The organism is Ulvibacterium sp. (assembly GCF_965248315.1).
Lineage (GTDB): Bacteria > Bacteroidota > Bacteroidia > Flavobacteriales > Flavobacteriaceae > Ulvibacterium.
Genome location: NZ_CBDFIX010000002.1, coordinates 1,220,459 through 1,246,200, shown reverse-complemented (window position 1 = coordinate 1,246,200; position 25,742 = coordinate 1,220,459). Strand labels below are relative to the sequence as shown.

At 43.2% G+C, this 25,742-nt stretch carries 24 protein-coding genes and 1 tRNA gene; 19 read left to right on the top strand and 6 right to left on the bottom strand.

Annotated features, from left to right (window positions below):
* Positions 1 to 3 precede the first annotated feature (3 nt).
* The 4 genes from ACP2AF_RS06770 to ACP2AF_RS06755 are packed head-to-tail and all read left to right on the top strand — an operon-like array spanning position 4 to position 3,544.
* Positions 4 to 279, top strand: coding sequence for a HypC/HybG/HupF family hydrogenase formation chaperone (locus ACP2AF_RS06770; RefSeq protein WP_425235476.1), 276 nt, complete (start codon positions 4 to 6; stop codon positions 277 to 279).
* A 2-nt stretch (positions 280 to 281) separates the two neighbouring features.
* The gene (gene hypD / locus ACP2AF_RS06765; RefSeq protein WP_425235475.1) at positions 282 to 1,376 is read left to right on the top strand and encodes a hydrogenase formation protein HypD; all 1,095 of its coding nucleotides are present in this window, start codon (positions 282 to 284) and stop codon (positions 1,374 to 1,376) included.
* A 10-nt stretch (positions 1,377 to 1,386) separates the two neighbouring features.
* Positions 1,387 to 2,448: a hydrogenase expression/formation protein HypE gene (hypE, locus tag ACP2AF_RS06760; protein ID WP_425235474.1), complete on the top strand. Its 1,062-nt coding sequence runs from the start codon at positions 1,387 to 1,389 to the stop codon at positions 2,446 to 2,448.
* 1 nt (position 2,449) lies between these two features.
* Positions 2,450 to 3,544 (top strand): hypothetical protein, encoded by a 1,095-nt coding sequence (locus tag ACP2AF_RS06755; RefSeq protein ID WP_425235473.1) that lies wholly within the window; start codon positions 2,450 to 2,452, stop codon positions 3,542 to 3,544.
* Here the strand turns inward: ACP2AF_RS06755 and ACP2AF_RS06750 are convergent.
* The 4 genes from ACP2AF_RS06750 to ACP2AF_RS06735 all read right to left on the bottom strand — a co-directional run bounded on the left by ACP2AF_RS06750 (position 3,541) and on the right by ACP2AF_RS06735 (position 7,977).
* Positions 3,541 to 4,248, bottom strand: coding sequence for a sulfite exporter TauE/SafE family protein (locus tag ACP2AF_RS06750; RefSeq protein WP_425235472.1), 708 nt, complete (start codon positions 4,246 to 4,248; stop codon positions 3,541 to 3,543). The genes ACP2AF_RS06755 and ACP2AF_RS06750 overlap by 4 nt on opposite strands.
* An 840-nt stretch (positions 4,249 to 5,088) precedes the next feature.
* Positions 5,089 to 6,153: a DUF2652 domain-containing protein gene (locus tag ACP2AF_RS06745; protein WP_425235471.1), complete on the bottom strand. Its 1,065-nt coding sequence runs from the start codon at positions 6,151 to 6,153 to the stop codon at positions 5,089 to 5,091.
* 500 nt (positions 6,154 to 6,653) lie between these two features.
* Positions 6,654 to 7,391 (bottom strand): alpha/beta hydrolase, encoded by a 738-nt coding sequence (locus tag ACP2AF_RS06740; protein ID WP_425235470.1) that lies wholly within the window; start codon positions 7,389 to 7,391, stop codon positions 6,654 to 6,656.
* A 10-nt stretch (positions 7,392 to 7,401) separates the two neighbouring features.
* Entirely contained in the window at positions 7,402 to 7,977 is a 576-nt protein-coding gene (locus ACP2AF_RS06735; protein ID WP_425235469.1) for an SRPBCC family protein, read from the bottom strand.
* 241 nt (positions 7,978 to 8,218) lie between these two features.
* Here ACP2AF_RS06735 and ACP2AF_RS06730 point away from each other — a divergent pair, with 241 nt between their 5' ends.
* From ACP2AF_RS06730 to ACP2AF_RS06710, 5 genes are all read left to right on the top strand, one after another.
* Positions 8,219 to 9,091 (top strand): RNA polymerase sigma factor, encoded by an 873-nt coding sequence (locus ACP2AF_RS06730; protein WP_425235468.1) that lies wholly within the window; start codon positions 8,219 to 8,221, stop codon positions 9,089 to 9,091.
* A gap of 107 nt (positions 9,092 to 9,198) precedes the next feature.
* The gene (locus tag ACP2AF_RS06725; protein WP_425235467.1) at positions 9,199 to 9,702 is read left to right on the top strand and encodes an SRPBCC family protein; all 504 of its coding nucleotides are present in this window, start codon (positions 9,199 to 9,201) and stop codon (positions 9,700 to 9,702) included.
* Between the two features lie 63 nt (positions 9,703 to 9,765).
* Positions 9,766 to 10,365: an SRPBCC family protein gene (locus ACP2AF_RS06720; protein WP_425235466.1), complete on the top strand. Its 600-nt coding sequence runs from the start codon at positions 9,766 to 9,768 to the stop codon at positions 10,363 to 10,365.
* A 5-nt stretch (positions 10,366 to 10,370) separates the two neighbouring features.
* Complete coding sequence (locus ACP2AF_RS06715) at positions 10,371 to 10,961, top strand: carboxymuconolactone decarboxylase family protein (protein ID WP_425235465.1); 591 nt, start codon at positions 10,371 to 10,373, stop codon at positions 10,959 to 10,961.
* A 51-nt stretch (positions 10,962 to 11,012) separates the two neighbouring features.
* Complete coding sequence (locus ACP2AF_RS06710; protein ID WP_425235464.1) at positions 11,013 to 11,543, top strand: SRPBCC family protein; 531 nt, start codon at positions 11,013 to 11,015, stop codon at positions 11,541 to 11,543.
* 616 nt (positions 11,544 to 12,159) lie between these two features.
* Here the strand turns inward: ACP2AF_RS06710 and ACP2AF_RS06705 are convergent.
* A tRNA-Arg gene (locus tag ACP2AF_RS06705) sits at positions 12,160 to 12,231 on the bottom strand.
* A gap of 234 nt (positions 12,232 to 12,465) precedes the next feature.
* Here ACP2AF_RS06705 and ACP2AF_RS06700 point away from each other — a divergent pair.
* From ACP2AF_RS06700 to ACP2AF_RS06680, 5 genes are read left to right on the top strand one after another with little or no spacing between them, the layout of a single operon-like run.
* Positions 12,466 to 13,809 (top strand): Gfo/Idh/MocA family protein, encoded by a 1,344-nt coding sequence (locus ACP2AF_RS06700; RefSeq protein WP_425235463.1) that lies wholly within the window; start codon positions 12,466 to 12,468, stop codon positions 13,807 to 13,809.
* Between the two features lie 17 nt (positions 13,810 to 13,826).
* A complete protein-coding gene (locus ACP2AF_RS06695) occupies positions 13,827 to 14,798 on the top strand; it encodes a Gfo/Idh/MocA family protein (RefSeq protein ID WP_425235462.1) in 972 nt (323 codons plus the stop codon).
* Positions 14,799 to 14,819: 21 nt separating this feature from the next.
* Entirely contained in the window at positions 14,820 to 16,031 is a 1,212-nt protein-coding gene (locus ACP2AF_RS06690; RefSeq protein ID WP_425235461.1) for an N-acetylglucosamine-6-phosphate deacetylase, read from the top strand.
* Between the two features lie 3 nt (positions 16,032 to 16,034).
* The gene (locus ACP2AF_RS06685; RefSeq protein ID WP_425235460.1) at positions 16,035 to 17,276 is read left to right on the top strand and encodes an Nramp family divalent metal transporter; all 1,242 of its coding nucleotides are present in this window, start codon (positions 16,035 to 16,037) and stop codon (positions 17,274 to 17,276) included.
* Between the two features lie 9 nt (positions 17,277 to 17,285).
* Positions 17,286 to 18,050: a glucosamine-6-phosphate deaminase gene (locus tag ACP2AF_RS06680; RefSeq protein WP_425235459.1), complete on the top strand. Its 765-nt coding sequence runs from the start codon at positions 17,286 to 17,288 to the stop codon at positions 18,048 to 18,050.
* On the opposite strand, the gene ACP2AF_RS06675 is transcribed toward ACP2AF_RS06680, so the two are convergent.
* Positions 18,047 to 19,018 (bottom strand): sugar phosphate isomerase/epimerase family protein, encoded by a 972-nt coding sequence (locus tag ACP2AF_RS06675; protein WP_425235458.1) that lies wholly within the window; start codon positions 19,016 to 19,018, stop codon positions 18,047 to 18,049. The genes ACP2AF_RS06680 and ACP2AF_RS06675 overlap by 4 nt on opposite strands.
* Positions 19,019 to 19,200: 182 nt before the next feature.
* Between ACP2AF_RS06675 and ACP2AF_RS06670 the strand changes: the two genes are divergently transcribed.
* The 5 genes from ACP2AF_RS06670 to ACP2AF_RS06650 all read left to right on the top strand — a co-directional run bounded on the left by ACP2AF_RS06670 (position 19,201) and on the right by ACP2AF_RS06650 (position 25,742).
* A complete protein-coding gene (locus tag ACP2AF_RS06670; RefSeq protein WP_425235457.1) occupies positions 19,201 to 20,130 on the top strand; it encodes a DUF4434 domain-containing protein in 930 nt (309 codons plus the stop codon).
* A gap of 51 nt (positions 20,131 to 20,181) precedes the next feature.
* Entirely contained in the window at positions 20,182 to 21,342 is a 1,161-nt protein-coding gene (locus tag ACP2AF_RS06665) for an AGE family epimerase/isomerase (RefSeq protein ID WP_425235456.1), read from the top strand.
* 64 nt (positions 21,343 to 21,406) lie between these two features.
* On the top strand, positions 21,407 to 22,516 hold the full coding sequence (locus tag ACP2AF_RS06660) for a glycoside hydrolase family 10 protein (protein ID WP_425235455.1): 1,110 nt from the start codon (positions 21,407 to 21,409) through the stop codon (positions 22,514 to 22,516).
* Positions 22,513 to 23,874: a sulfatase family protein gene (locus tag ACP2AF_RS06655; protein ID WP_425235454.1), complete on the top strand. Its 1,362-nt coding sequence runs from the start codon at positions 22,513 to 22,515 to the stop codon at positions 23,872 to 23,874. Before ACP2AF_RS06660 ends, ACP2AF_RS06655 begins: the two co-directional genes overlap by 4 nt.
* A 29-nt stretch (positions 23,875 to 23,903) precedes the next feature.
* Positions 23,904 to 25,742 carry an FAD-dependent oxidoreductase gene (locus ACP2AF_RS06650; protein ID WP_425235453.1) on the top strand — a complete coding sequence of 613 codons (1,839 nt, stop codon included), beginning with the start codon at positions 23,904 to 23,906 and terminating at the stop codon, positions 25,740 to 25,742.

Sequence of the window (25,742 nt, the reverse complement as noted above, 5' to 3'; positions counted from 1 at the left end):
CATATGTGTTTAGCAATTCCAGGAAAAATTAAGAGTATAGAAACCAAGTACGATGGGTTGGTACGTATGGCCAAGGTTTCCTTTGGAGGGATTACCAAAGAGGCAAGTCTTGAAATGTTGCCAGATGCAGATGTCGACGACTATGTACTGGTACATGTCGGGGTTGCCATTAGTAAAGTAAATGAAGAAGAGGCACAGAAAACCTTTAAATACCTTGAAGAGATTGGTGAGTTGGGTGAACTGGAAGATGTTGATGAATATTTGCCTAAATCAGAATAGCGATGAAGTATATGTCAGAGTATCGGGACCCCGAGTTAGCGAAAAAATATTTGGAAGAAATCAAGAATACCGTTTCACGGCCCTGGTCAATTATGGAAGTTTGTGGCGGACAAACCCATAGTTTGGTGAAGAACGGCATTATAGAAATGTTGCCAGATAAAATCACCATGATTCACGGACCTGGGTGCCCGGTTTGTGTTACCCCGCTCAACCTAATTGACAAAGCAGTTTATTTAGCCCTGGATAAAGGGGTAATTCTTTGTTCGTTTGGTGATATGTTGCGGGTGCCGGGTTCACAAAAAAGTTTGCTGGAAGCTAAGGCCGAAGGTGCTGATGTTCGAGTTTTGTATTCCCCCTTGGAAGCCGTAAAAATTGCTGAGGACAATCCTGATAAAAAAGTAGTTTTCTTTGCTGTAGGGTTCGAGACCACGGCTCCCGCCAATGCTTTATCAGTTATACATGCGCATAGAAGGGACGTGAAGAACTACTCCATTTTGGCCTCTCATGTTTTGGTGCCTCCTGCTATTAAGGCGGTCATCGATGACCAAGAAAGCCAGATTGATGGATTTTTGGCAGCCGGTCATGTTTGTACCATTATGGGAAATACCGAGTACCATCCGTTATCTGCGAAATACAAAGTACCTATTGTGGTTACTGGTTTTGAACCTCTAGATGTCTTACAAGGTATTCTGATGGTTATCCGTCAATTGGAACAAAGCAAATCAGAAGTTGAAAATCAGTATGCTCGAATCGTGCGGGAAGAAGGAAATACCGAAGCACAGAAGGTCATTGCTGAAGTGTTCGAAGTACGCAATCAAATGTGGCGTGGTATTGGTGAAATACCGAATAGCGGTTATGCCGTTCGAGAAAAATATGCCGCCTACGATGCCATCAAAAAATTTGAGGTTACCATAGAAGAAGCTCCTGAAAATCCCCTCTGTATTTCTGGTCAGATAATGAAGGGGATTAAAAAACCCTTCGAATGTTCACAATTTGGCAAGACCTGTAAGCCAACTAATCCACTTGGTGCACCCATGGTCAGCAGCGAGGGGGCCTGTGCAGCTTATTATCATTTTTCAGGAATGGTGGAAGCCTAATCAGTTTCAAATGTCGGAAAACGAAAAAATACGCATGCAGTTGCAATGCCCTATGCCCAAACTGGACTTTGATGTTATCACTTTGGGCCATGGAAGTGGTGGTGTGTTGACCAATAAGTTGTTGGATAGTGGGGTGTTTGACCTGTTGAGCAATGATATTTTGGACGAGCGTCATGATGGTGCTTTTCTTGAACTCGATGGAAAAACGGCCTTTTCAAGCGATAGTTTTTTGGTTTCCCCCATCTTTTTTCCTGGCGGGAATATTGGGGAATTAGCGGTAAACGGTACGGTCAACGATTTAGCGATGTGTGGAGCGATACCTAAATATTTGTCTCTAAGTTTTATTATTGAAGAAGGCCTCCCAGTAAAGGATTTCTGGGATATTCTGGTGGCCATAAAATTTGCTTGCGAAAAAGCAAGGGTGAAAATTGTTACGGGAGATACCAAAGTAGTGGAAAAGGGAAAGGGGGATAAGATTTTTATCAATACCTCTGGAGTCGGCCCTATTCATCCCAAAGCGAATATCAGTGCAAAAAATATTACCTCCGGGGACAAAATTATCATTAGCGGTAATGTGGCCTCACATGGCATGGCCATCATGTCCGTTCGAGAAGGTTTGGAATTCGATTCAGAGATTCAAAGTGATACCACTAATCTTAATCATACGATTTCCAACCTTATTGAAGAATTTGGCTCTGATATCCGTCTCTTAACCGATCCCACCCGTGGTGGTGTGGCTACCGTATTGAAAGAAATTGCACAATCTATCGATAAGGGTTTTGATATTTTTCAAAAAGACTTGCCGATAGCCGAACAGGTGTCCAGTGCCTGCGAACTGCTCGGTTTGGATCCTTTGTATGTAGCCAATGAAGGGCTGTTTATTGCTTTTGTTTCCAGGGAAAGTGCCGATGGCTTTCTTGAAACATTAAAACAGGATGAAAATGGGAAGAATGCCCAGATTATTGGCCATGTGGTAGAAGAACATCCGAAACAAGTAATACTGGAAAGCGCCATTGGTGGTAAACGCATCGTTAGCATGCTTCCTGGAGAACAATTGCCGAGAATTTGCTAGCATGAATTTCGAGACCCTCGGCCAACACGTTGCCAATTCCTATATTTTCAATGGATCTAGAAAAATGCCCTTTTTGGCACCGAGAGGGGTTTTTGCGGCAAAGAACCATCTCCTTGTTTCCGATACCGGCAGAAACCGTGTGTTTATTTGGAAAGATTTACCCACCTCAGAATTTCAAGAACCTGATATTGTTTTAGGGCAATCTGATGTGTCCGAGACTGGCAGGAATTCTGGAGGAGAGGTTTCCGCAGGCAGCTTTCAGTATCCTTCAGGAATATGGAGCAATGGTGAAACCATCGTAGTTAGCGACGCATGGAATCACAGGGTACTCATTTGGCATGCCATGCCAACTAAAAATGGACAACCGGCCGATGTTGTTTTAGGGCAGCCCAACTTCACTTCGAACCGTCCCAATGTGAAAGGTATTGGTAGTGACCCCTCTGCACAGACTTTGAACTGGCCCTATGGAGTTTTCTCCAATGGTCAATCCCTTTGGATTGCCGATACGGGCAATCGAAGAATTTTGTTTTATAAAACTATTCCCAAAACCAACTACCTCCCTGCCGACAAAGTTATAGGAAAGCCGAATTTTACCACCCGGGATTATGAAAATCATGAACCGATTTGGCCGTATTCGGTTAAGGTAAATTCCAAGAACCAGATGGTCGTCGCCGATACCCAGTTTTATAGAAATCTCTTTTGGACAAATGCAGAAGAAGCATTTTCAAAACCGTCGAATGTCATCATCGGTCAGCCTAATTTTGACGCCTGTGGACAAAATCAGTTTGGACTATTTCCTTCCCGAAAATCATTAAACTGGACATATGACGCTTGTTTTTACAAAGAAGGAATACTTGTAAACGACACGGGAAACAGCAGAATACTTTGGTTTGAAACCGTTCCGTCAGAAAATAGTGCAGAAGCAACAGCGGTTATCGGAAAACGAGATTTCAAATCGGGCAGTGAAAACAAGGAAACCTTAATGGGTACCTCAAGCTCTTTGTATTGGCCATTTTCCATTACCACCCAAGGGAATACACTTATCGTCGCTGATACAGGTAACCATAGGATTGTTATTACGCATTTAAAATTCTAAAAGCTTAAATAAATCCAATAGACTCCTACAGCAATAGCAAACAGCCCTCCAGAAATTCTTATGGTTGTATAAAGGGACGTATTGTTTTTGTGTTTTGAATAGCTGGTCAATAAACCAAGTAATAGCGTATAAACGGTCATGGCCAGTACGGTTCCAAGGGCAAAGCCTAAAATATATAGAACACTATCCATCGGCTGCTCAAAACCCAAGACGGGAAGCAATAAAATAAAATGAGCGATTCCTGCCAACCCGTGTAGAACCCCTATAGCAAAAGAAGACCACAAATTTTGTTTTATTTTTTTCCGATGGGAATGGCTATGGTTTAATTGGCTTTCACCATGTTCGTGCTCATGAACATGAATGTAAGGCTCTTCGCCAGCATGAATATGAGGATGTTTATGGCTTTTGCTTTTATGGAAAATACTAAATAGTGCCCAAAGACCTACAGCAATCAATACCGCTCCTACTAGTTGCTCACTGTATTCAGATATCTGCTCTAACGGAATATATTCTTTGAACAAAAGGAAGAGCAAACCAATTAATAGCATTCCCGTTAAGTGCCCAAAGCCCCAAAGTAAACCGATTTTCCAAACTTTGCGTTTGGTTTCAATAGCTAGAGGAGTAACCGCAGCAAGATGATCTGGACCTGAAATTACATGAAGTATTGCCGACAATGTACCCGCTATTAATGGAAATTGAAACATATCAATTGAATATAAATTAACTATTTAACTTTCGGAAAGAAAAATCAATAATTTTAAGAAAATTCAATCTACTCCAAATACTTTAATCCCAAATTCTTACCCCTAAACTTTGCGCATGGATCCTTTTCCGATTTTATGGCGTTCCGGGAGATAAGCGTGAAGTAAAATCGGAATAGGGCGCACTTGCTATTTTTTCAAAATTTTCTTTCTATTTCAAAACTTACTGCTTTTTCATCCTTCATTTAGTATCAAACAATATCAAATTAAATCCGTGAAAAAGGGTAATCTAAATGGTTACATTGCATAGCAAATATTATTTTTTGTGCCAAAAAAATCCAGTGTATACTGGCGTCCCCAGAGTTTTTGTGACAACTAGTGTTTTTCACGAAATCATTGATTATCAAACAACTAAAAATTGTAACATCGCGTTAGCGTGTTACCCTCTTGCTTTACATTCTTCGTCCTGCTGGCAGGACCAAAAATGTAAATACCTTGTGTACCTCTCATTCGTCATATCCGACCAAAAGATTCCGTAAATTATTGAATCTCAAAATTTAAAGAAAATGAGGTTATTAGAAATAAGATTTATTGCTGCTTTGCATTGATTAGAATCAAAATAGCGAATAAAACATAAAATTGTTAAGAAACCGTCCCAAAAAAAGTGAAGGAACGATACTACTAAAAAAGCCCAGAAATGGGACTGGGCCAATAATTGTAGTTTATTCTTCTGCGGAATTCAAAAATATTTCGGTTTTAATGGTCAATATAGATCTTTGTTTCTGGTTTGACAGATTTTGATATACTTCAATCCCAATAATCGAATATTCTTGTTCCATTGGATTAAATGGCATCCAAGAGTTCCAAAGATTCCAAAATGTTTCTTCTCACTTTTCTTTTTACCAAAGGTTCCAGTATCCGACCAAAAATGGACCATTTCATGGTCCAATATACCTCTACCTTAAGCTTGCAATCAATATCAGATATCGGGGTGATGATATAAATCTGGTAGTACTTTTTGAAAGGACTGGCGTCGGTTGTATGCTCACCATAGACCAACTGCGAAGGTTCTACCGCCTTTTTGATAGTGGTGAAACTTAGATTTTTCCCATTGATCACACAAAGGTGCCGTGTACCCATCCGATTTACCTTATTCCCGTCAAAAACAAACCGGTCCACCCCTTTTATCCATTGTGGGCGAATGGAAAAGTCCATGATTAACGAATGTAGTTTTGCCGCCGAACGGTTCATTCGCCTATGCAAGTGAATATTGGGCTTTTTATCCGGCACAAAAGTTTTTACCGTGGGAACAGGCTTTAGATTCAGTTTCAGGGGATCAATGAATGAATAAATATATTCCAGGTTCTTCCCGTCATATTTGTTTTCACCCTCCTTGAAATGAAAAATCTTGCTGAAATAATAAAACGACAGGTCCACTTCCTCCGCCAATTCCTTCGTGAGCAATGCATAGCTGTCACCTTTAACCGTGTTCTTCAGGAGCCGGTGGGCTTCAATGACCTTTCTGCCAAAGGGCTTTCGTTTTCCCTTCACCACAATATGTTCGACCTCCCCACAATGCGCAATGATCTTGAGTTTAAGGTCAGGGGCTTTAGCACAGGCATTGCAAGGGCATACCCTATTTTCCCTGAACAGGTCAAGGTGGCTATAGAACGCGGTGAACATACTGGTGATTTGGGCAAGTAGGATTTCTTGGGAGGGTATCGATTCTTCGGAATAGAAGAAAAGGGCATCACCTTCTATTTCGGCCAGTTCCATCTCGGCGATGTTCGACTCGATCAAGATTTCCAAAAGTTCTGCTATCACATGCTGGCTATGGTTTACCTCGGTCTCTTCCACAAACTCTGTAAAACCCGAAATATCTGGAAGGAACAAAATTGATTTGGCCATTTTAGCAACGCTGTCGTAGACTTTTATTAGTTATTAATTGATTATTTTCCTTTCAAAAGATTCTAATTATCTGTTATACTTTTCCAGCCTGGTATTTAAGTCACATAACCAGATATTCGCAAACGGTCTTAAAAAAAGGCAGTAAATATTTTGAAATGCACGATTGACAAAACAATGTTTTTTCCTTGAATTCCCATGGGCCAAAAAAACATTAACCTTAACTCCCTGGACAATGGATCTGTTTTCCGATATTTTGATTATTATGAACAGCTTTGTAGGTATGTTGAAAAACATGGGAGCCGCTAACCTGGCTTTGCAGGTACTGAAGGAATCATCAAAGGAAAATCTTTTGATTTTACCAGAGCTGACGTACAACTGGAAGATTTCTCTTATCCCAATTCGAACCAAATGTGTTGGGCCTTGAATATGGGCCCCGGTCAAATATTTCACTCCTTATAAATTTTGAGGGAATCGTAAAAATCTCCTTCAATCCGAACCCTTTATTTCGTAAGCAGGAAACCCAATACATGTTTCCATTGTCCGTTCCAGTTCTCAAAGTCATGTTGCCCGTTGGTCTCAATAGTAGATAGTATATGGCCCTTTGACCTATATGTCTTTTCCAGTTCGTCCACATATCGCTCCGCATCGTTCTTGCCCGTGGAAAGGAGAATCTTCAGGTCCTTGCCTGCTGAAAAGGATATATCGGCAATCACACCTTTACAGGGGTAGGTCACGGGCGAGAGCAGGGCGTAGTTTCCAAAAAGGTTGGTCTTGGCCGAAAAATAGGCGGCATTGAGTCCGCCAAAGGAAATACCCACCAGGCCTCTTTCAGAGGGAGATCGCAGGCTCCCATGTTTGGCTTCAACGAAGGGAATAAGTTCAGTCTCGAAAAACCTTAGATAGTCCGGATTACAAAAGAAGAATTGGTTGCGCAGGTCCTTTTGCGATACCCTTTCTATGGTACTCACCAGCACATAGATCGCCTCAGGGATTATACCCTTCCGTGTGAGGTTCAATATGGTATCCATGGCGCCATTATCGAGCAACTTTCTACCATCCGTCAGGTAAACAATGGGCTTTTCACTCCTATTGGAACCAGCACCGTAAATCTTCACGTCGACCGATAGTCCCAGGACCTCACTGTGCAATGATGTCCAATCCTGCTGTTGGGCTCCAAGTGAGGTCCAGAAGCCCAATAACAGAAAAAACGGTAAAACGGTGAATAACCTCGTACCCATTAACATGTCCTTACATTGGAGCGGAAGTGGCGGCCTCACTTATCTTTTGAAGGGTCTCTTTGGATGCCGAATCCATAAAGGCCATAAACTCATCTTCTGTCATATTGGGGTTTTCCATAAACTGATCAAAGTTTGACGACCATATGAGTGCACTTTTGCCGTAGCCAAGGTTCACCACTTTGAAGGTGTTCACCATACCCTTCACTGGAACCCCTTCCACCAAGGAATAGGAGTAGGTTCGGAATCTGTCATCAAAGGCCACGATCTTTTCCTTGAAGAACCCTTTTCCGTCGGCAGAAGTGCACAACCTTTCACCGCCGACCCCCTTATTCCCTGTAAATTCCACTTTGGCAATGGTCGAGGAATACTTGTCCACATCATCCAGTTCTCGCAACAAACCCCATACCCTGTCCGCGCTAGCATCAATGATAAGGGTCCGCGTCAACCGTGCATCCTCCCCTATGGAATAGACTTCGGTGTTTGGTTCATTCATATCCATGTCCTGTTCCATATCACCGTTCTTTTCGGATTTTTTACAGCCCATAAGCAGGATAGCGGCCATGGCGAAATACGTTGTCAATTTCATAATTTTAGTTTTTATTGAATATTATGTTTACCGCTTTGATTCCAATTTTGGCATGGTGTTACAAATTCGATGGAATTTTGCTTCTCGGTCTTGAAGGATGTCAATGCTTTTTTCTATCTTAAAGTAAATGTCAAAAGCGATGATATGACCGATTTGGGTTGTCCCAAGAAAATGAAATAGTCCAGTGGAATACACTTTTGTAACACCACGGTCCAAAATGCATCTAAACCATAAAGAACATATGAACCCACTAGGTGAAAACTATTCGGAAGACCGGAACATTGAATTGGTAAGGGCCTCCCTTAAGGGCGATAAGCACGCCTTGAACGAATTGATAAAATTACATCGGTCCTACATCTACAATATCGCCTGGAAATTCACCTTTGACCCAATGGACGCGGAGGATCTCACCCAAGAGGCTCTCATCAAGGTGATCACCAAACTATCACAGTTCAAGTTTGAGAGCCAGTTCAGGACGTGGCTTTACCGCATTGTGTTCAACGAGTTCCTACAGTCCAAACGAAGGAGGGGGGAAAAACAGTTCACCAACTTCGAGGACCAAGCGGAACGATTGGATTCCATCGAGAACACTGTCGTCAGCGAGCAAGAGGAAAGGGACCTTGAGGAGAAAATAAAGGAATTGCGCTACAGGTGCCTTTCGGGAATGATCATGTGCCTGACCCGAGAGCAACGGTTGTTGTTCATTGTGGGGGAGACCTTCGGTGTCGATCATAACATCGGTGCCGAGATATTTGATCTTTCCAAGCAGAATTACAGAATAAAACTCCACAGGGCCAGAAAGGACATCATCAACTTTATGCAGGACAAGTGCGGGCTCATGAATCCAAAAAACCCCTGCCGATGTGCCAAAAAGACAAAGACCATGCACCAAAGGGGATATCTTACCGATGACAAGCGCATGTTCAATGTCGGGTACAAAACGAAAGTGGCCGACTATGCGGAAAAAAACCTTGATATGGTCGCCGATATCGTGGACCATAAGCACCTGCAACTGTTGCGTGACGTTCCTGCCAAGGACAATTTTGACAGCACGACAGTTTTGGATGAAATACTGGGGGATAAGGAACTCCTTGATTTTTTTGAACTCAACTGATCTATCTCAGAATTCAAATAAAGGCCCGAAGATAATTTCTTCGGGTTTTTGTTTTGTAACACATGATCACTCTTTGCATCAAAGGGACAACTATAAAATTTAAACCTATGGAAATATTCAAAGAGATAATGGTGGACAAACCAATACAGGAAGCCTGGGACGTTCTCGGAAACCAGTTCAGCAATGCCTATAAATGGGCAAGGGGCCTAGACCATTCAAAGGGGTATGGGGAGCCCATCTTCGATGGGGCCAGCTGTAACAACCGTACTTGTGAAGTGCCCGGTTTCGGAACCATACAGGAAGAGATCCGAATGTTCGATAGTAAGAACCATGTGCTGTCCTACGAGGTCGTGAAAGGTTTTCCCGGTTTCATTTCCTCTGCCATCAACACATGGAAACTTGAGGAACTTGAGAACGGCACCAAGGTCAACATGCACCTAAAAATGGAGACCAAGGGGATTATGGGAATCATAATGGGGCCAATGATGAAAATGAAGCTGAACAAGACCATTGAGGGCGTCATCCAGGACTTCAAACACTATGTGGAAAGGGGCATCCCAAGTCCCGAAAAAGAAAAGGAACTGTTAAAACTCTCCAAAAAGGCGGCCTAGTTCTGTAACACCTCTTTGCATGGGGTATCAAAAGGGAGTAACTAAAATCTATTTAAAGAAATCATGAAAAAGACACTTGCTTTAATGTTGTTCATGACAGCGGGGCTCACCATTTCGGCCCAGAACATGGACAAGAAGTACAAATCGATAGAAGTGGCCATCGATATCGACGCCCCAGCCGAAAAGGTCTGGAAGGCGATGGTACAGGACTATGGGGCCATATCCAATTGGTCTCCCTATATCTATGCCGCCAATTACGAAAACGGTTCCCTATCCGGTGTAAAAGGGGCCGAGCGAAAATGTGACCTCAATGCCAATGGCACCCGATGGGTACATGAAAGGATAGCGGACATCGACAAGAAAAAAATGGAAATGCGGAACATCATTCTGGATGGGGCTAAGTTTCCATTGGACGCAGACAACACCCAGGCCTATTACCGTGTAAAGGACAATGGCAATGGAACCTCCACGGCCTCCTATCTCATGCAGTTCCGCGGAAAGCCGGCATTTATGACAGGTATGATGAAGGGAAGCTTCAAAAAGAGCTTGGCCAACAACCTAAAGGGATTGAAGCACTATGTGGAGACCGGGGAACAGGTGACCCCTTTCAACAAGAAAATCAAGGAAATTAGGAAAGATTACGAGGTAACATTTACAAAATAACAACTATGAAAGAGACAAGTAGAGGCTTTAAGATGGACGAAGCGCCCAATGAGCCCCAAGAAGTTAAAGAGGTTTTTGATTGGTACAAGGAAAACTTTGGCTTTGTACCCAATCTAACAAAGGTCTTGAGCGCCTCTCCGGCAGCTCTGCGTTCCTATTGGCTCACCCAATTGCAACTGGCGCAGCACGGGACGCTGACCCCAGAGGAACATAATATCATCCAAATGACCGTGGCCGTTGAGAACAGGTGTAAATATTGTACTTCGGGCCACCAAATGGCGGGTGGTGCGTTCTTTGGGTCGGACGAAAAGGACCTTGAGGCCATTAGGAACGAGAATATCATCCCAAATGAAAAATTCGATGCCCTCCGCTCCTTTACCCTTGATGTGTACAGGGGAAAGGGAAGGGTATCCGATAAAGTGCTCAACGGTTTCCTAACGGCAGGTTATGACAAGGCCCAGGCGATAGAGGTCATTACCAACATCGGGGCAAAGGTTATGTCAAACCTTACCAACCAATTGGCGATAACGGATGTGGACGAACCTTTTGCGCCTCTGGCGGATGGCCTTTTCAATACCGAGGCGGTATATCGGTAAACCTAAAATCATTTTTCAAATATTAAATAACAATTAAATAGTAGAAACAAAATGAAAATCAAAAAGACAATTTTTTCGTTAGTAGCAACAATTGCAATGGCCGTGGGCTATAATGGCGTCCAGGCCCAAAGTGCCGATGCCAACAAAACGTATACCAAAGTGGTGGATGCATCCGCGGATGCGGTATGGTCGGTCCTAAGAAAAATGGACGAGATCCAGAACTATTCCAAGGGTATTGTAAGATTGGAATGGAAAGGGCCAAAGGACGTAGGTGGACAAAGAGTATGTTATGCTCCGGACAACCAAGGGTTCTTTAAGGAGAACATTGTTGATTACAGCGATGTCAATAGAACTTACAGTTATTCCGTTATTGAAGGCGTACCAATCAAAGGAATGGTCAACACCTGGAACGTAGTGGATCTTGGGTACAATAAATCGATGATTGTATGGACCTCCAAGTTCGAGGAGTTCATGGAAAACCCTCAGATAACCAAAGAGCAGTTCTTTGAGTTCATTGATCTGAGTTTGAATGAGATGGTTGGGAATGTTATTGCAGAGGCCAAAATGGAAGCCAAAATGTGATCATAATTTTCTGGTCATACGAATGGACTGGTTTTTTCATTGATTAGTGTTTTGATATGATGGAATATTCTATGGCTATGAAAATGGTAGCGCAAGCCCTTGGGCTTGCGCTTTTTTTTGAATTCCTCTAAAAATCTTTTTGTTACGGAAGTCTACTTTCCCAAATTCAAGATACGAATCCAAACCTGCCCAATTGCTATGAACACAGCAATACTAAAGACAATAATACGAATGAGATTTTGGATGCATGAGGTTTCACGGTGTGGGCTCTAGTTCAAAAGAAAGCTGAAGATTAGGCGATAAATATATATTATTTGCAGTTTATTCGAAAAAGAATAGGGTTTGAAGTAATGGCGAATTTCAATTAGTCCTATAATACAAACGTTTTTTAGGAAGGACTTGCAGCAAAAATATTGACGATTTATGAACTCAAATAAGTGCTTTCAGACAAAGTCATTTGAAATCAAAAAACCGTAAATTAGTGTAAGTCTATCAATTAAGTAGTTTGAAGACTGTCTGGGAAGTTAAAAAGTAGCCCCGGCAAGAATCGAACTTGCATCTAAACCTGCCCGACTGTAATCTTTCAGGCGGGGTTTAGGAAACCTGCCTGCCGTAGTAGCCCTACCAGGACTCGAACCTGGATCTAAAGTTTAGGAAACTTTTGTTCTATCCCTTGAACTATAGGGCTTTACTAAATCGGCACGCAGGCAGGCTTCTATTCTATCCATTGAACCCTACTTCCACGATCAGGCTATGTGGCCAATTTATCAAGAGTGCAAAAGTAAAATTTTTTTTGGGAGAGTTGAAAATCGGCAACAACTTATTTGATGTAGATTTTGAGCCATTCCAATAGATAAAAGAATATTCCTATCATTTCTTTCCCGTACAAAATCATATCTTGTACTATAGTAAAACCAGAGGTATGAAGAACAAGACCAACCCAAGAAGAAACTTTATCAAAAAAAGTTCAATGGCATTGATGGCCGGTGGAATATTACCCCATTTCAGTGCCAAGAGCTATGCCCGAATTTTAGGAGCTAACGAAAGGATCCTTGCTTCGGTCATGGGTGTAAATAGTCGTGGTAATGCCCTTGCCCAAAATTTTGCAGGTCAGGATAACTGTGATGTAGTCCATATTTGCGATGTAGATCAAAGGGCCATCACAAAATGTATCGATGCCCTCAAAGCGCGACAGACCGTTAAGGCAAAAGGTTTTGGGGATTTTCGGAAATCCCTGGAGGACAAGGATGTCGATGCCCTGGTCATTGCCGCTCCGGACCATTGGCATGCCCCGGCTTCGTTATTGGCTATGCAGGCCGGCAAGCACGTTTATGTAGAAAAACCCTGTAGCCATAATCCCAATGAGGGTGAAATCCTGGTCCAAGCCACCAAAAAATATGGAAAGGTATTACAAATGGGCAACCAGCGTCGTTCATGGCCTAATGTCGTGGAAGGCATCAGTGCCTTGAAAGCCGGGGCAATTGGTCGTGTATATTTCGGTAAAGGCTGGTATTCCAACAACAGACCCTCAATTGGAGTAGGTAAAGAAACTGAAGTCCCCGATTGGTTGGATTGGGAACTTTGGCAGGGCCCAGCACCAAGAAAGAATTTTAAGGACAACCTCATCCATTACAATTGGCACTGGCACTGGCACTGGGGTACAGGAGAAGCTTTGAACAATGGCACACATATGATCGATCTACTACGATGGGGCATGGAGGTGGATTATCCATCAAAGGTAAGTTCCAATGGAGGGCGCTATCGCTATAAGGACGATTGGGAAACACCGGATACCCAAATTATAAATCTGGATTTTGATAATGGCATGACCATGTCCTGGGAAGGCCGAAGTTGTAATGGGAAAAATATAGAGGGAAGTTCCGTAGGGGTCATTTTCTACGGAGAAAATGGCAGTATGCTGATTCCCGGAGGTGACAGTTATACAATTTTCGACCTTCAAGGTAAAGTCGTAAAAGAGGTAAAGAACACCATGAAAATCGATGCGCGGAACAAAATGAATCCTGCAGAAAAATTAGATGCCTTTCATATTCAAAATATGTTCGAGGCCATAAAAAGTGGGACGGTACTGAATTCCGATATCGATTCGGGCCATAAGAGTACCTTGCTCGTACAGCTGGGGAACATTGCCCAGCGCGTGGGCCGATCATTGGAAATTGATTCCAAAAATGGCCATATCCTGAATAATACCGATGCCCAGAAACTCTGGGGCCGTTCTTACGAACCGGGATGGGAAATGAAGCTCTAGGCCCCCAAGAATACGATATGATTACAAGAAGATCTTTTTTAAACAAAACCGGGAAAGGCGCACTCCTATCCGCAGCTGCACTGACCACCCCCCTGGGATTGGTTTCACAACGGGCGAACCATTCCAAACCATTTATTATTGGCATTATAGGTGCCGAAAACTCACATACCGCTGGCTTTGGAAAGTTATTCAATACGGATAAGGCCTTCCCTGGAATGGAAGTAAAATATGTTTGGGGGGAAACCGAGGAATTCGCTAAAACGGCCATGGAAAAAGGTAATATTCCCAAAATGGTCAAAGATCCCAATGAAATGCTCGGAAAGATAGATGGCCTTATTGTCGACCACCGACACGGAAAATTTCATCTGGAGCCGGCCATTCCTTTTATAAAGGCAGGAATTCCCGCCTTTATTGACAAACCTTTCTGCTATCGTGCCGAAAAGGGAAAGGAATTTTTAAAAATGGCTCGCAAATATGGTACGCCGGCAACCTCCTTTAGTTCCATTGCCCACAGTTACGAGACTTTTGATATTAGGGAACAATTACAACATATGGGGAACCTCAACCAAGTGGTCCGCTATGGGCCCGTAGATTTGGAATCCAAGTATGGGGGCATATTTTTCTACGGGGCACACATTGTCCAGCCCTTGTTGTATATGTTCGGGAATACGGTAAAAAAAGTACAGGTACAAAAAAATGGGAAAAACAGTAGCGCCAGTCTTGTTTTTGAGGATGGGATGTTGGCCAGCTTGATTTTCACCACCAAAAAATACGGATGGCGCACCTTTGTTGAAACGGATGATGGCATACAGGAATTAAAAGCAAGGGTAAAAGAAAAAAAGCCTGCTAAAAACTATGTGGATATGGTTCGCATGTTCAGAACAGGTGAAGAACCTAGGAGCCACGAGAGCATCATTCATTGTGTGGCCGTGCTGGAAGCTCTTGAAAAATCCGTGGCAAGTGGAAAATGGGAAGATGTGGCCGATTAGGATTAACAAAAAAATAGTACAATGAAGTTTTTGACCTTATGCATCATCTTTATACTAGCACCAATGGTTCCTTTTGAATCCTCCGATACGATTACGCTCCAAGGCATTAGCTATTGGGATGAAAATCCAGTTTCGATTTCCTTGGAAAACGGAAAGATTACCGCATTAAAACCACTGGCGCCAGAAGCGGACAGAACCTCCTTGTATATAGCTCCAGGTTTGATCGATATACAGATCAACGGGTATGTCGGGGTCGATTTTTCCGGACCGGACCTAACCGTGGAAGGAGTTGTAAAAGCGACCAAAGCATTATGGAAGGCCGGGGTTACCACCTATTTTCCGACCATTATCACAAGTGACGTAGACCGGATCAAAAAAAACTTCGCCATTTTGGCTGAAGCCCGTAAAAATCCTGAAATAGGGCAATCCATTCCCGGATTTCATTTGGAAGGACCCTATATCTCACCTTTGGCCGGTTTTCGTGGGGCCCATTTAGAAAAATACATCAGGAAGCCAAATTGGAAGGAATTTCAAGAAATCCAAAAAGCGGCGGAAAATGGCATAAAGCTGATTACCGTTGCCCCGGAAATCGATGGGGCGATTCCTTTTATTCGCAAATGTTTGGAAAGCGGTGTTATTGTTTCCTTGGGACACCACAACGGCTCAGCAGAAGAAATACAGCGTGCGGTCGATGCAGGTGCCAAAATGGGCACACATTTGGGAAATGGATGTGCCAATGAAATCAACCGTCACCACAACCCTATTTGGCCTCAATTGTCTAATGATGCCATTACGATCAGTATAATCGCCGATGGCTTTCATTTGACCATGGAGGAAGTACGCACTTTTTATAAGGCCAAAGGGGTTGAAAATACCATTTTGGTTTCCGATGCCCTGGATTTGGCCGGTCTTCCACCCGGCGAGTATATCCGAGGGGAACGGAAATTACTACTTACTCCGGATGTCGTGAAACTTCCCAAGGAAAATGTTTTGGCAGGCGCCGCCTCCCCTATCAGTAAATGTGTGGGTGTGGTAATGGATTATACCGGATGTTCCCTAAAAAATGCGGTTCAGATGGCGAGTACCAATCCGGCAAGGTTATTTTCCTTGGATGGACTGGGGGAAATTGAAGTGGGCAAACAAGCGGACCTTGTTCTTTTTTCCATAAAGGACAATCAAATGGTGATTGAACAAACCTATGTTGGGGGGAAATTGGTATACAACCGGGAATAGTCCATGAAAAACAAACCCTTTTATAGAAAATTACTCTTGGCCCTGGCTGCCGTTGGTCCCGGTCTATTTCTTATCGGGTACAATATCGGCACCGGTAGTGTTACCACCATGGCCAAAACTGGGGCCGAACACGGTATGGGACTGTTCTGGGCCTTGGTGCTCTCCTGTATTTTTACCTACATCCTCATGGTAGCGTATGGTAAAGTGACCTTGGTCAGTGGCAAGACCGCCCTATTCAATTTCAAGAGGCAGTTCCGATGGGGATGGATCCTATCACTATATATTATCATTGCACTTATCATCGGGGAACTATTGGCTTTAATGGGCGTTATGGGTATTGTGGCAGACTTGGTTCAGGAAGGTATTCGCCTCGCTTTTGATGGACTGGTCATTAAAACTTTTTGGATCATTCTCTTTTTTAGCATCATCCTTTATTTTTTGCTTTGGTATGGTCGTTATAAGACGTTCGAAAAGGTATTGACGGTATTGGTCATCGTAATGGGTCTTTCATTTATCGTGGTTTTTTTCATGGTAAAACCCGATTTTTCGGCATTGGTGGAAGGCATTGTGCCCAATATTCCAAACACCCCTGGAGCCCTTGGCCTTATTGCCGCTATCACCGGAACTACCTGTTCTGCCGCGGTGTTCATTATGAGAAGTACAGTAGTATCTGAAAAAGGTTGGGGCATTAATGACCTAAATACCGAAAAGCACGATGCATTTGTATCCGCAACTATGATGCTTCTATTGAGCGGTGTAATCATGGCCGTAGCCGCAGGCACACTGCACATATCTGGGCTCAAATTGGAGAATACGATAGAAATGATCGAGCTGTTTGAGCCAATCGGGGGAAAATTGGCCGCTTTTATACTCATCATAGGAATTGCCGGGGCAGGGCTTTCTACTATATTTCCCATAGTATTGATCGCTCCCTGGCTGGTAGCCGATTATACGGGAAGACCCAGAAACATACACTCGGCACAGTCCAGATGGCTTATTTTTGGGGCTATGCTCTTTGCCTTTGGTACCGTTTTCCTGGAAGAAAGGCCACCTGCGTTAATGATTTTCTCACAGGCCTTTCAGGCTTGCATCCTTCCCGCAGTAGCCATTCCTATTTTTGTATTGATCAATAAAAAAGGTTTGATGCACGACCATAGAGCCAGCAAAAAATTAAATTTTGGAATTCTCCTGGTAATTCTGTTCTCCTTGATTACCACATGGTTTGCCATCGTTGAATTTCTATAACTCTTCAAAATGACAAAATCGTTCACAATTGACAAACTGCAGGTTGCCGTTTACGGTGACCCTACCGAAATGGGAGAGGCTGCGGCCGATTTCGTAAAAAGCAAGTTGCACGAGGCCATACAACAAAGAGGTGAAGCAAACCTTATTCTCGCCACCGGGGCGTCACAGTTTTCCTTTTTGAAAGCTTTACGGCAAAAAACAATCGACTGGAAAAAAATTACGGTTTTTCATTTGGACGAGTACAAAGGCATTTCAGACCAACACCCGGCCAGTTTCCGGAAGTATTTAAGGGAACGAATCCTGGATGCCGTAGTTCCTAAAAAAATCCATTTTCTGAATGGTGATGTCCCAAATTTGGAAAAGGAGATGGACAATTACACGAGGGCTTTGGAACAACATCCCATAGATATCGCTTGCATCGGGATTGGTGAGAATGGCCACATTGCTTTTAACGATCCTCCCGTTGCCGACTTCAACGACCCCAAATGGGTGAAATTGGTTTCTTTGGATGAGGACTGTAGAAAACAGCAATTGGGAGAAGGGTGGTTTCCGACCTTGGATGATGTTCCCGAACAGGCCCTTACACTTACCGTTCCAGCAATTATGCGGTGTAAGGCTATTAGTTGTGTGGTACCGGATGAACGCAAGGCAGTTGCAATCCACAATACATTATACGGGGAAATCGGAACAAAATGCCCGGCTACCATTTTAAGAACACATTCGGATACCCAATTGTTTTTGGATACCAAATCCGCTTCGAGGCTAGCGGACTAAACCGTTTTTAAGTAATCTATACTTACTTTCAAGGCGACTTCAGGCTGTTTTACAATATCCTGCTCTACGAAAAAGTGTTTGGCCCCATGTTCTTGGGCAGTCTTTATAATGGAATCCAAGTCCATATCACCGTCACCCGCATTGGTCATTAATGGAAAGAGTTCCATCCATTGTGGAGCATCGGAACCATCACCAGAAAAATGGGTAATAGGTTTCATATCCTTAATGTGCATCATATGATAACGCCCAGAGTACTTTTTTAAGTATTCCACAGGGTTTGCCCTTCCTGCAGTTGTCCAGAAAACGTCCATTTCCAAAAATACCAAATCCGGGTCGGTAGCATCCATCATCACTTCGAACGGTATTTGACCATCAACTTCATTTAATCCATATCCATGATTGTGATAAGCAAATTTAAGCCCAAGCTTTTTTGCATTTTCCCCTATGGTATTGAAAGTATCGGCCATCTTTTTATAATCGTCCATAGTTTTACGCCGGTCATCCGGTATGGCGGGTAGGGTTACATATTTGAATCCCAACGTTTCCATGACAGGGGCGAAAGCTTCCATATTGCTTTCCAAGGTATCCAAATCACTATGCACCGATGGCACCGACATTTTATTCTCACTTAGGATTGCCTTTACCTTATCAGCCGAATGTCCAAAAAACCCGCTTCCGGTAAAACCCAACATAGGAGTTATGGCCTCCCAACCTTTCTTTGCACTTTCCGCACTAAACTCGAAAGGCCCGAACATTTCCAATTCGGTATAGCCCATTTTGGAGAGCATCTGAATTCCCCCTTCAAAGTCCTTCTCCAACAAGGCGGGCAATGAGAACAATTGTATTCCAATTTTATCCATAGTATCCATGACCGGTTTTGTAAATGAATGGGCGATCAGTTGTTCCATTCCCAGAACGCCAGCGGCCGATAAAAGGCCAAATTGTTTAATAAAGTCGTTTCTTTTCATGATGCTATCCTACTACTAATTCATCATAAATATATCAAATAATAAAAGATTTACCTAAAAGCGACCCCAGTACAAAAACCACTACAAAACTTTGGCTATCTTAGGCGCAAAATCGGTCAAAGGCCATTAGAATTCAGCGAATTGTTCTCTGTTTTCATGGAGAAAAAAATGATACTTTAAAAATGCAAATCACCGGAACTTTCCTTGACGAGATAAGTCACGATATCCCCCATCAGAATTGGGGTTCTAAAGAATGGGATGCCGATTTTGCCCATATGAAAAAAATGGGTATCGATACCGTGATTCTAATTCGTTGTGGGTATCATCAATTTTTGACTTATCCTTCAGAATATTTGATTGAAAAACACAAGCGATTTCGTCCCACTGTTGATTTGGTCAAACTTTTCCTTGAGCTTGCCGAAAAGTACGGTATGACCTTTTATTTTGGCACCTATGACAGTGGCAAATATTGGGAGACAGGTGATATGCGGCACGAAATAGAGGTAAATCTTCACGTCATTGAGGAAGTCTACGAAACCTATGGCCACTACAAAAGTTTTGGCGGTTGGTATTTAAGTCTGGAATTAAGTCGTAAGACCAAGGGTGCAGTAGAATCCATTGCACGATTGGGTGACCATTGCAAGGCCGTAAGTAGCGGATTGCCCGTGTTGATCTCCCCATGGATAGATGGGAAGAAAGCAATAGCCGCAACAGAAGGGCAACTTATGAAAGCTTCCGGTATCTCACTCAAGGAGCATGAAAAAGAATGGGATGAGATTTTTGATGGGATTAAAAATAGTGTTGATATTGTTGCTTTTCAAGATGGCCATGTGGGCTACAATGAATTGGAGGGTTATTTGAGCGTAAACAAATCCTTGGCGGACAAGTATGGATTGCGATCCTGGACAAATTCCGAATCATTCGACAGGGATATGCCCATTAAATTCCTTCCTATAAAATTTGAAAAACTAATATTGAAACTGGAAGCGGCTAAACGTGCCGGCTGCGAGAAGGCAATTACTTTTGAGTTCTCCCATTTTATGAGTCCGCAATCAGCTTTTTTACAGGCCGGACACTTATATAATCGGTATATGGAGTACTTTAAAATGTAGTACGGATAGTTGGTACAACTGAGATTGATATGATAAAAAAAACTGAAATTCTTGAAACAGTACGCGGAGTTATATAAAAATGAACTGCTTGACCAGATTATTCCATTCTGGGAAAAGTATTCTTTGGACAAAGAGCACGGTGGTTACTTTACCTGTCTTGACGGCAAAGGAAACGTGTATGATACCGATAAGTTTATTTGGTTGCAAGCCCGCCAGATTTGGACGTTTTCCGCTATATACCAAAAAGTACAAAAAAAGGAGCCCTGGAAGGAAATTGCGCTTTTGGGGGCGGATTTTCTTGAAAAAAATGGGCGAGACACCCATGGCAACTGGTATTTCTCCCTAAATCAGAGGGGAAGACCTCTTGTACAGCCCTATAATATTTTCTCGGATTGCTTTGCTGCCATGGCTTTTGGTGCCTTGTACGACATAGAACCCAAGGAGCGCTATGCGGAGATTGCCCAAACCACCTTTGAAAACATTCTAAAACGCCAAGAAAATCCAAAAGGAAAATACAATAAAATCTATCCAGGTACGCGCAATCTCCAAAACTTCGCCCTACCCATGATTCTCTGTAACCTCTCCTTGGAACTGGAGCATTTGCTAGGTGCCGAACAGGTAAAAAATGTGACAGATTCCATAATCGATTTGGTCATGAACAAATTCTATCACCAGGAAAGCGGGCTGGTACTGGAAAACATTTCCGATACCGGAGAATTTGTGGACAGTTTTGAAGGCCGGTTGCTCAATCCAGGCCATGCCATTGAGGCCATGTGGTTTATAATAAACATGGGGATCCGCAAAAATGATAAAACACTAATAGAAAAGGCAGAAAAAATCATGTTCCAACAATTGGAACATGGATGGGATAAAACCTATGGGGGTATTTTTTACTTTATGGATTTCAAAGGTCATCCTCCACAGCAATTGGAATACGATCAAAAACTTTGGTGGGTGCATTTGGAAACATTGGTCGCCTTGGCAAAGACCTATGCCTATAACCAAAATCCCAAGGCAAAAATGTGGTTCGAAAAGGTACATGAGTACGCTTGGAATCATTTTCGCGATGAACAAAATGGCGGCGAGTGGTTTGGTTACATGAACCGGAAAGGGGAAATTCTATCCGACCTGAAGGGTGGTAAATGGAAAGGTTGTTTCCACGTACCCCGAGCACTGCTAGAGGTATGGAAAACCTTGGAAAATGGTTTCTAGCTTTATATTTAAAGTGAGGCTTGATCGGAAAGGGCCAAGCACAAACTCGAAATGGTCAAATCCCATGAACACGATTAGGTGTATTTCTATTTTTTGCTTTATATGTATGGGTTCCTTTTGCTTCTCTCAATCCCAAAAGGGTGTATGGCTTACCGATGTGGCCAGTAAGGCCCTGGATTCCGAGGAGGGTATACAAGAAGTGGTTCGGCGGTGCAAAACATATGGCATTGATCAGGTTTATGTGGTTGTATGGAACCGAGGTCACACGCTTTACCCCAGTGAAGTGATGCAAAGGGAATTTGGGAAAAAAGTCTCGCCTAGATTTGCGGACAGGGATATTTTAGAAGAGCTGATAGACATTGCTCATGCCGAAGGACTGAAAGTCCATGCCTGGTTCGAATTCGGATTTTCGAGCAGTTACCAAGAAGAGGATGGTGGACATATCCTTAGGGCAAGACCCAAGTGGAAAGCTCTGGATAACAAGGGGAAGCTGGTCTCAAAAAATGGTTTCCAGTGGATGAATGCCTTTGACCCAGAAGTACAGGATTTTCTACTTTCCCTAATTTCCGAAGTTGTAGAAAACTATGGTATCGATGGTATTCAAGGTGATGACCGCCTACCGGCCAACCCTTCTACAGCGGGGTACGATGAACTCACCGTTTCCTTGTACAAAAAAGAGCACAATGGCCAAGCGCCTCCCCAAGATTATAAAGACCCCGATTGGGTCGATTGGCGTGCCAAACGGTTGAATCTTTTTACCAAAAGAATCTATGAAACGGTAAAAGCCGTAAAGCCAGATATTGTGGTGACTATGGCCCCTAGTATCTTTCCTTGGAGCAAGGAAGAATATCTACAGGATTGGCCGACATGGGTCCAAAACGGTTGGGTAGATGCCATTATCCCACAGGTATATCGCTATAACTTAGAAGCCTATAGCAGCACCTTGGATGCCAATCTGGAATTCATGCCCAAAAATCGGCAAACCGAACTAATACCTGGGGTACTTTTAAAAGTAGGCGACTATACACCCTCAAAACGATTTTTGAGGAAAATGATAAAAACCAATCGCAAACTAGGCCTGGACAGTGAGGTCTTTTTCTTTTACGAGGGATTAAAGGAACACGAGCGGTTTTTTAGTAAATTATACCCAAAACTAAATGTAAAGCAGCAGTGACATTCAAATTAAACCAATTACTAAAGTATAGCACAATACAATACCTTTTGTTCCTATCGGTATTTTTTGTTTCAGGTCAAAAAAAAGTGTCGGGAAAACCCAATGTCATCCTAATTTTGACGGATGATCAAGGATGGGCCGATGTCAACTGCTATGGCTCCAAGGACCTCTATACCCCCAATATGGATAAACTGGCACAAGAGGGTATAAGATTCACGCAGTTCTATGCAGCTGCTTCCGTATGCTCCCCATCCAGGGCCTCCATGTTGACCGGGATGAATCCGCATGCAGCAGGTCTACCTGGGAATGCTTCCTCTACCAAAGGTGAGGAAGGTATGCCAACCGATCGTTTTACCTTAGCCGAAATGATGAAACAGGCCGGTTATGCTACAGGTCATGTGGGGAAATGGCATTTGGGCTATACGCCTGAGACCATGCCCAATGGGCAGGGATTTGATTATTCCTATGGCCATATGGGAGGATGCATCGATAACTATTCCCATTTCTTTTATTGGCATGGTCCCAATCGCCATGATCTTTGGGAAAATGGCAAAGAAATCTGGGCCGATGGAAAATATTTTCCCGATCTGATGGCAACCCAGGCAGAAGCCTTTATCGATCAACATAGCATGGAACCCTTTTTCTTGTACTACGCTGTTAATCTTCCGCACTACCCGCTACAACCTGATGAAAAATGGCGTGCGCATTATAAAGACCTGAATTCCCCCCGAAAAGAATATGCCGCATTCGTATCCACCATTGATGAACGGATTGGCAAGCTCCTTAAAAAACTGGACGACCATAACCTACGGGAAAACACGGTTATCATTTTTCAATCGGATCATGGATACTCCAAGGAAGAACGCACCTTTGGCGGCGGTGGTAGTGCCGGACCGTTCCGAGGGGCAAAATTTAGTCTGTTCGAAGGGGGTATACGGGTCCCGGCCATCATCAGCTGGAAAGGACATTTACCCGAAAACGTAAGCCGAAATCAAATGGCTCTTAATATTGATTGGTTTCCAACCATAGCAGAACTCTGTGGCATACAGGCACCCGCTAACCTAGAAGGAAGAAGTCTTGTGCCTATTCTTAAAAACAATACTATGCCTTCCGAGCACCAAACCTTTATCTGGCAAAATAATGGCTCTTGGGCCGTTCGTAAAAATGATTGGAAATTGATAGGTGACCCTTGGGATAGTTCGGATAAGGGGAGGCTTGATCCTGAAAAGGACAAACTTTTTTTAATCAATATGGCTATGGATTCTACGGAAATGACCAATCTAGCCACCCAATATCCAGAAAAAGTAGCTGAATTAATGGCCGAATATACCAATTGGCCTTATTCAAAATTAGAGTAATAAATGAAATCCCATGAAACCATGAAACCATGAAATTAACAATCATTTCCTTCCTCTTCTTTTGCTTGCTTGCTGCCCACGCACAAAATCAAGCGGATATTGTAATTATAGGTGGCGGTGCCGGGGGTACTTCTGCCGGCATCCAAGCTGCTCGCATGGGTACAAAAGTTCAGATTATCGAAGCGACACCCTGGCTTGGAGGAATGCTCACATCTGCAGGGGTTTCCGCTATTGATGGCAATCATGAAATGCCATCGGGCATTTGGGGGGAGTTCCGTCAAAAACTTAGAGACCATTATGGTGGCGCCAAAGCTTTGGCCACAGGGTGGGTAAGCCACACCTTATTTGAACCTTCCATAGGAAATCAAATCTTACAAAAAATGGCCGATATCCCTAAGCTGGATATTGCCTTTAACGCCCAATATACCGATATCAGAAAAGAAGGGAAGGGCTGGCAGGTTACCTATGTCCAAAATAGAAAAACATATACGACCCAGGCCAAAATCTTGATCGACGCTACCGAGATTGGGGAACTTTTACCCCTTGTAGGGGCCGACTTTCGTTTAGGAATGGATTCCAAAAGCGATACCGGTGAAAAGGAAGCTCCAGAAACGGCCAATAGCATTGTCCAGGATTTAACCTATGTTCTGATTTTGGAGGATGTTGGCAGTGCACGGGGAAGGCGTGGTTTGGTGAAAAAGCCAAAAAATTACGATCCAAAAAACTATGAGTGTGCCTGTAAACGCGAGGACGGTGAAATGTTTGGAGGGGTATCCAACTGCCAACAAATGTTGGATTATGGTAAACTTCCCAATAACAAGTACATGATGAACTGGCCTAATTGCGGTAATGACTTTTATCTCAATTGGCCTGAATTGACTTCCGAACAACGAACGGAAAGATTGCGAGAGGCCAAGGAATTTACCCAAGGCTTTGTGTACTACATTCAGAATGAACTAGGTTTTAAAAATCTTCGGGTCGCCAAAGAATTCCCGACTAAAGATAATTTCCCAATGATTCCCTACGACCGTGAGGCCCGAAGGGCAAAGGGGAAGGTTTTTTTAACCGTGGACCATGTGGAAAGGCCGTATGATTTTACCCTGTACTGTACGGGAGTGGCCGTAGGCGATTATCCCATAGACCACCATCATGATAAAAATCCCGACGCCCCTGAAATCGATTTTATCAATATAAAAGTGCCCAGCTACAACGTGCCTTTGGGTAGTTTAGTCCCGGCCGATTTGGAAAATTTTATCGTGGCCGAAAAGAACATTAGCGTTTCCAACATTGTAAACGGCGCAACCCGTCTGCAGCCCGTGGTTTTGGGTATCGGGCAAGCGGCAGGCACCTTGGCAGCGACCGCAATAATGGAGAACCAACAGCCCTCGCAAGTATCTATCCGGCAAGTGCAAAATGCCCTATTGAAAAGCAAGGCCTATGTTATGCCGTTCATTGATGTAAAGAGCGAAGATTCCGCTTTTGCCGAGATGCAACGTATGGGGGCCACCGGAATTTTAAAAGGGGTTGGTGTACCCTATAAATGGGCCAACCAGACTTGGTTTTACCCGGAACGCATCGTTTCCGAGTACGAATTAAAACAAGGATTACTCCCCTACTATCCCGAAATAGAAAAAATACATGGTTCAGGGACAGGGGCTACACCAAAATTTGTTCAGCAACTAGTTGAAAAAATAAATCCAGATTATCCTTGGGGTTCAGTCCAAAACCAATGGGAATCCTGGGATGTCTATCAGGAACATAATGAGAACGTAGAACTAACCCGCAGAAGTATAAGTATTCTTATAGATAGAACTCTGAATCCATTTGCTTTAGAAGTCGATTTTGAGGGTCAACTCATTTCAAATTGA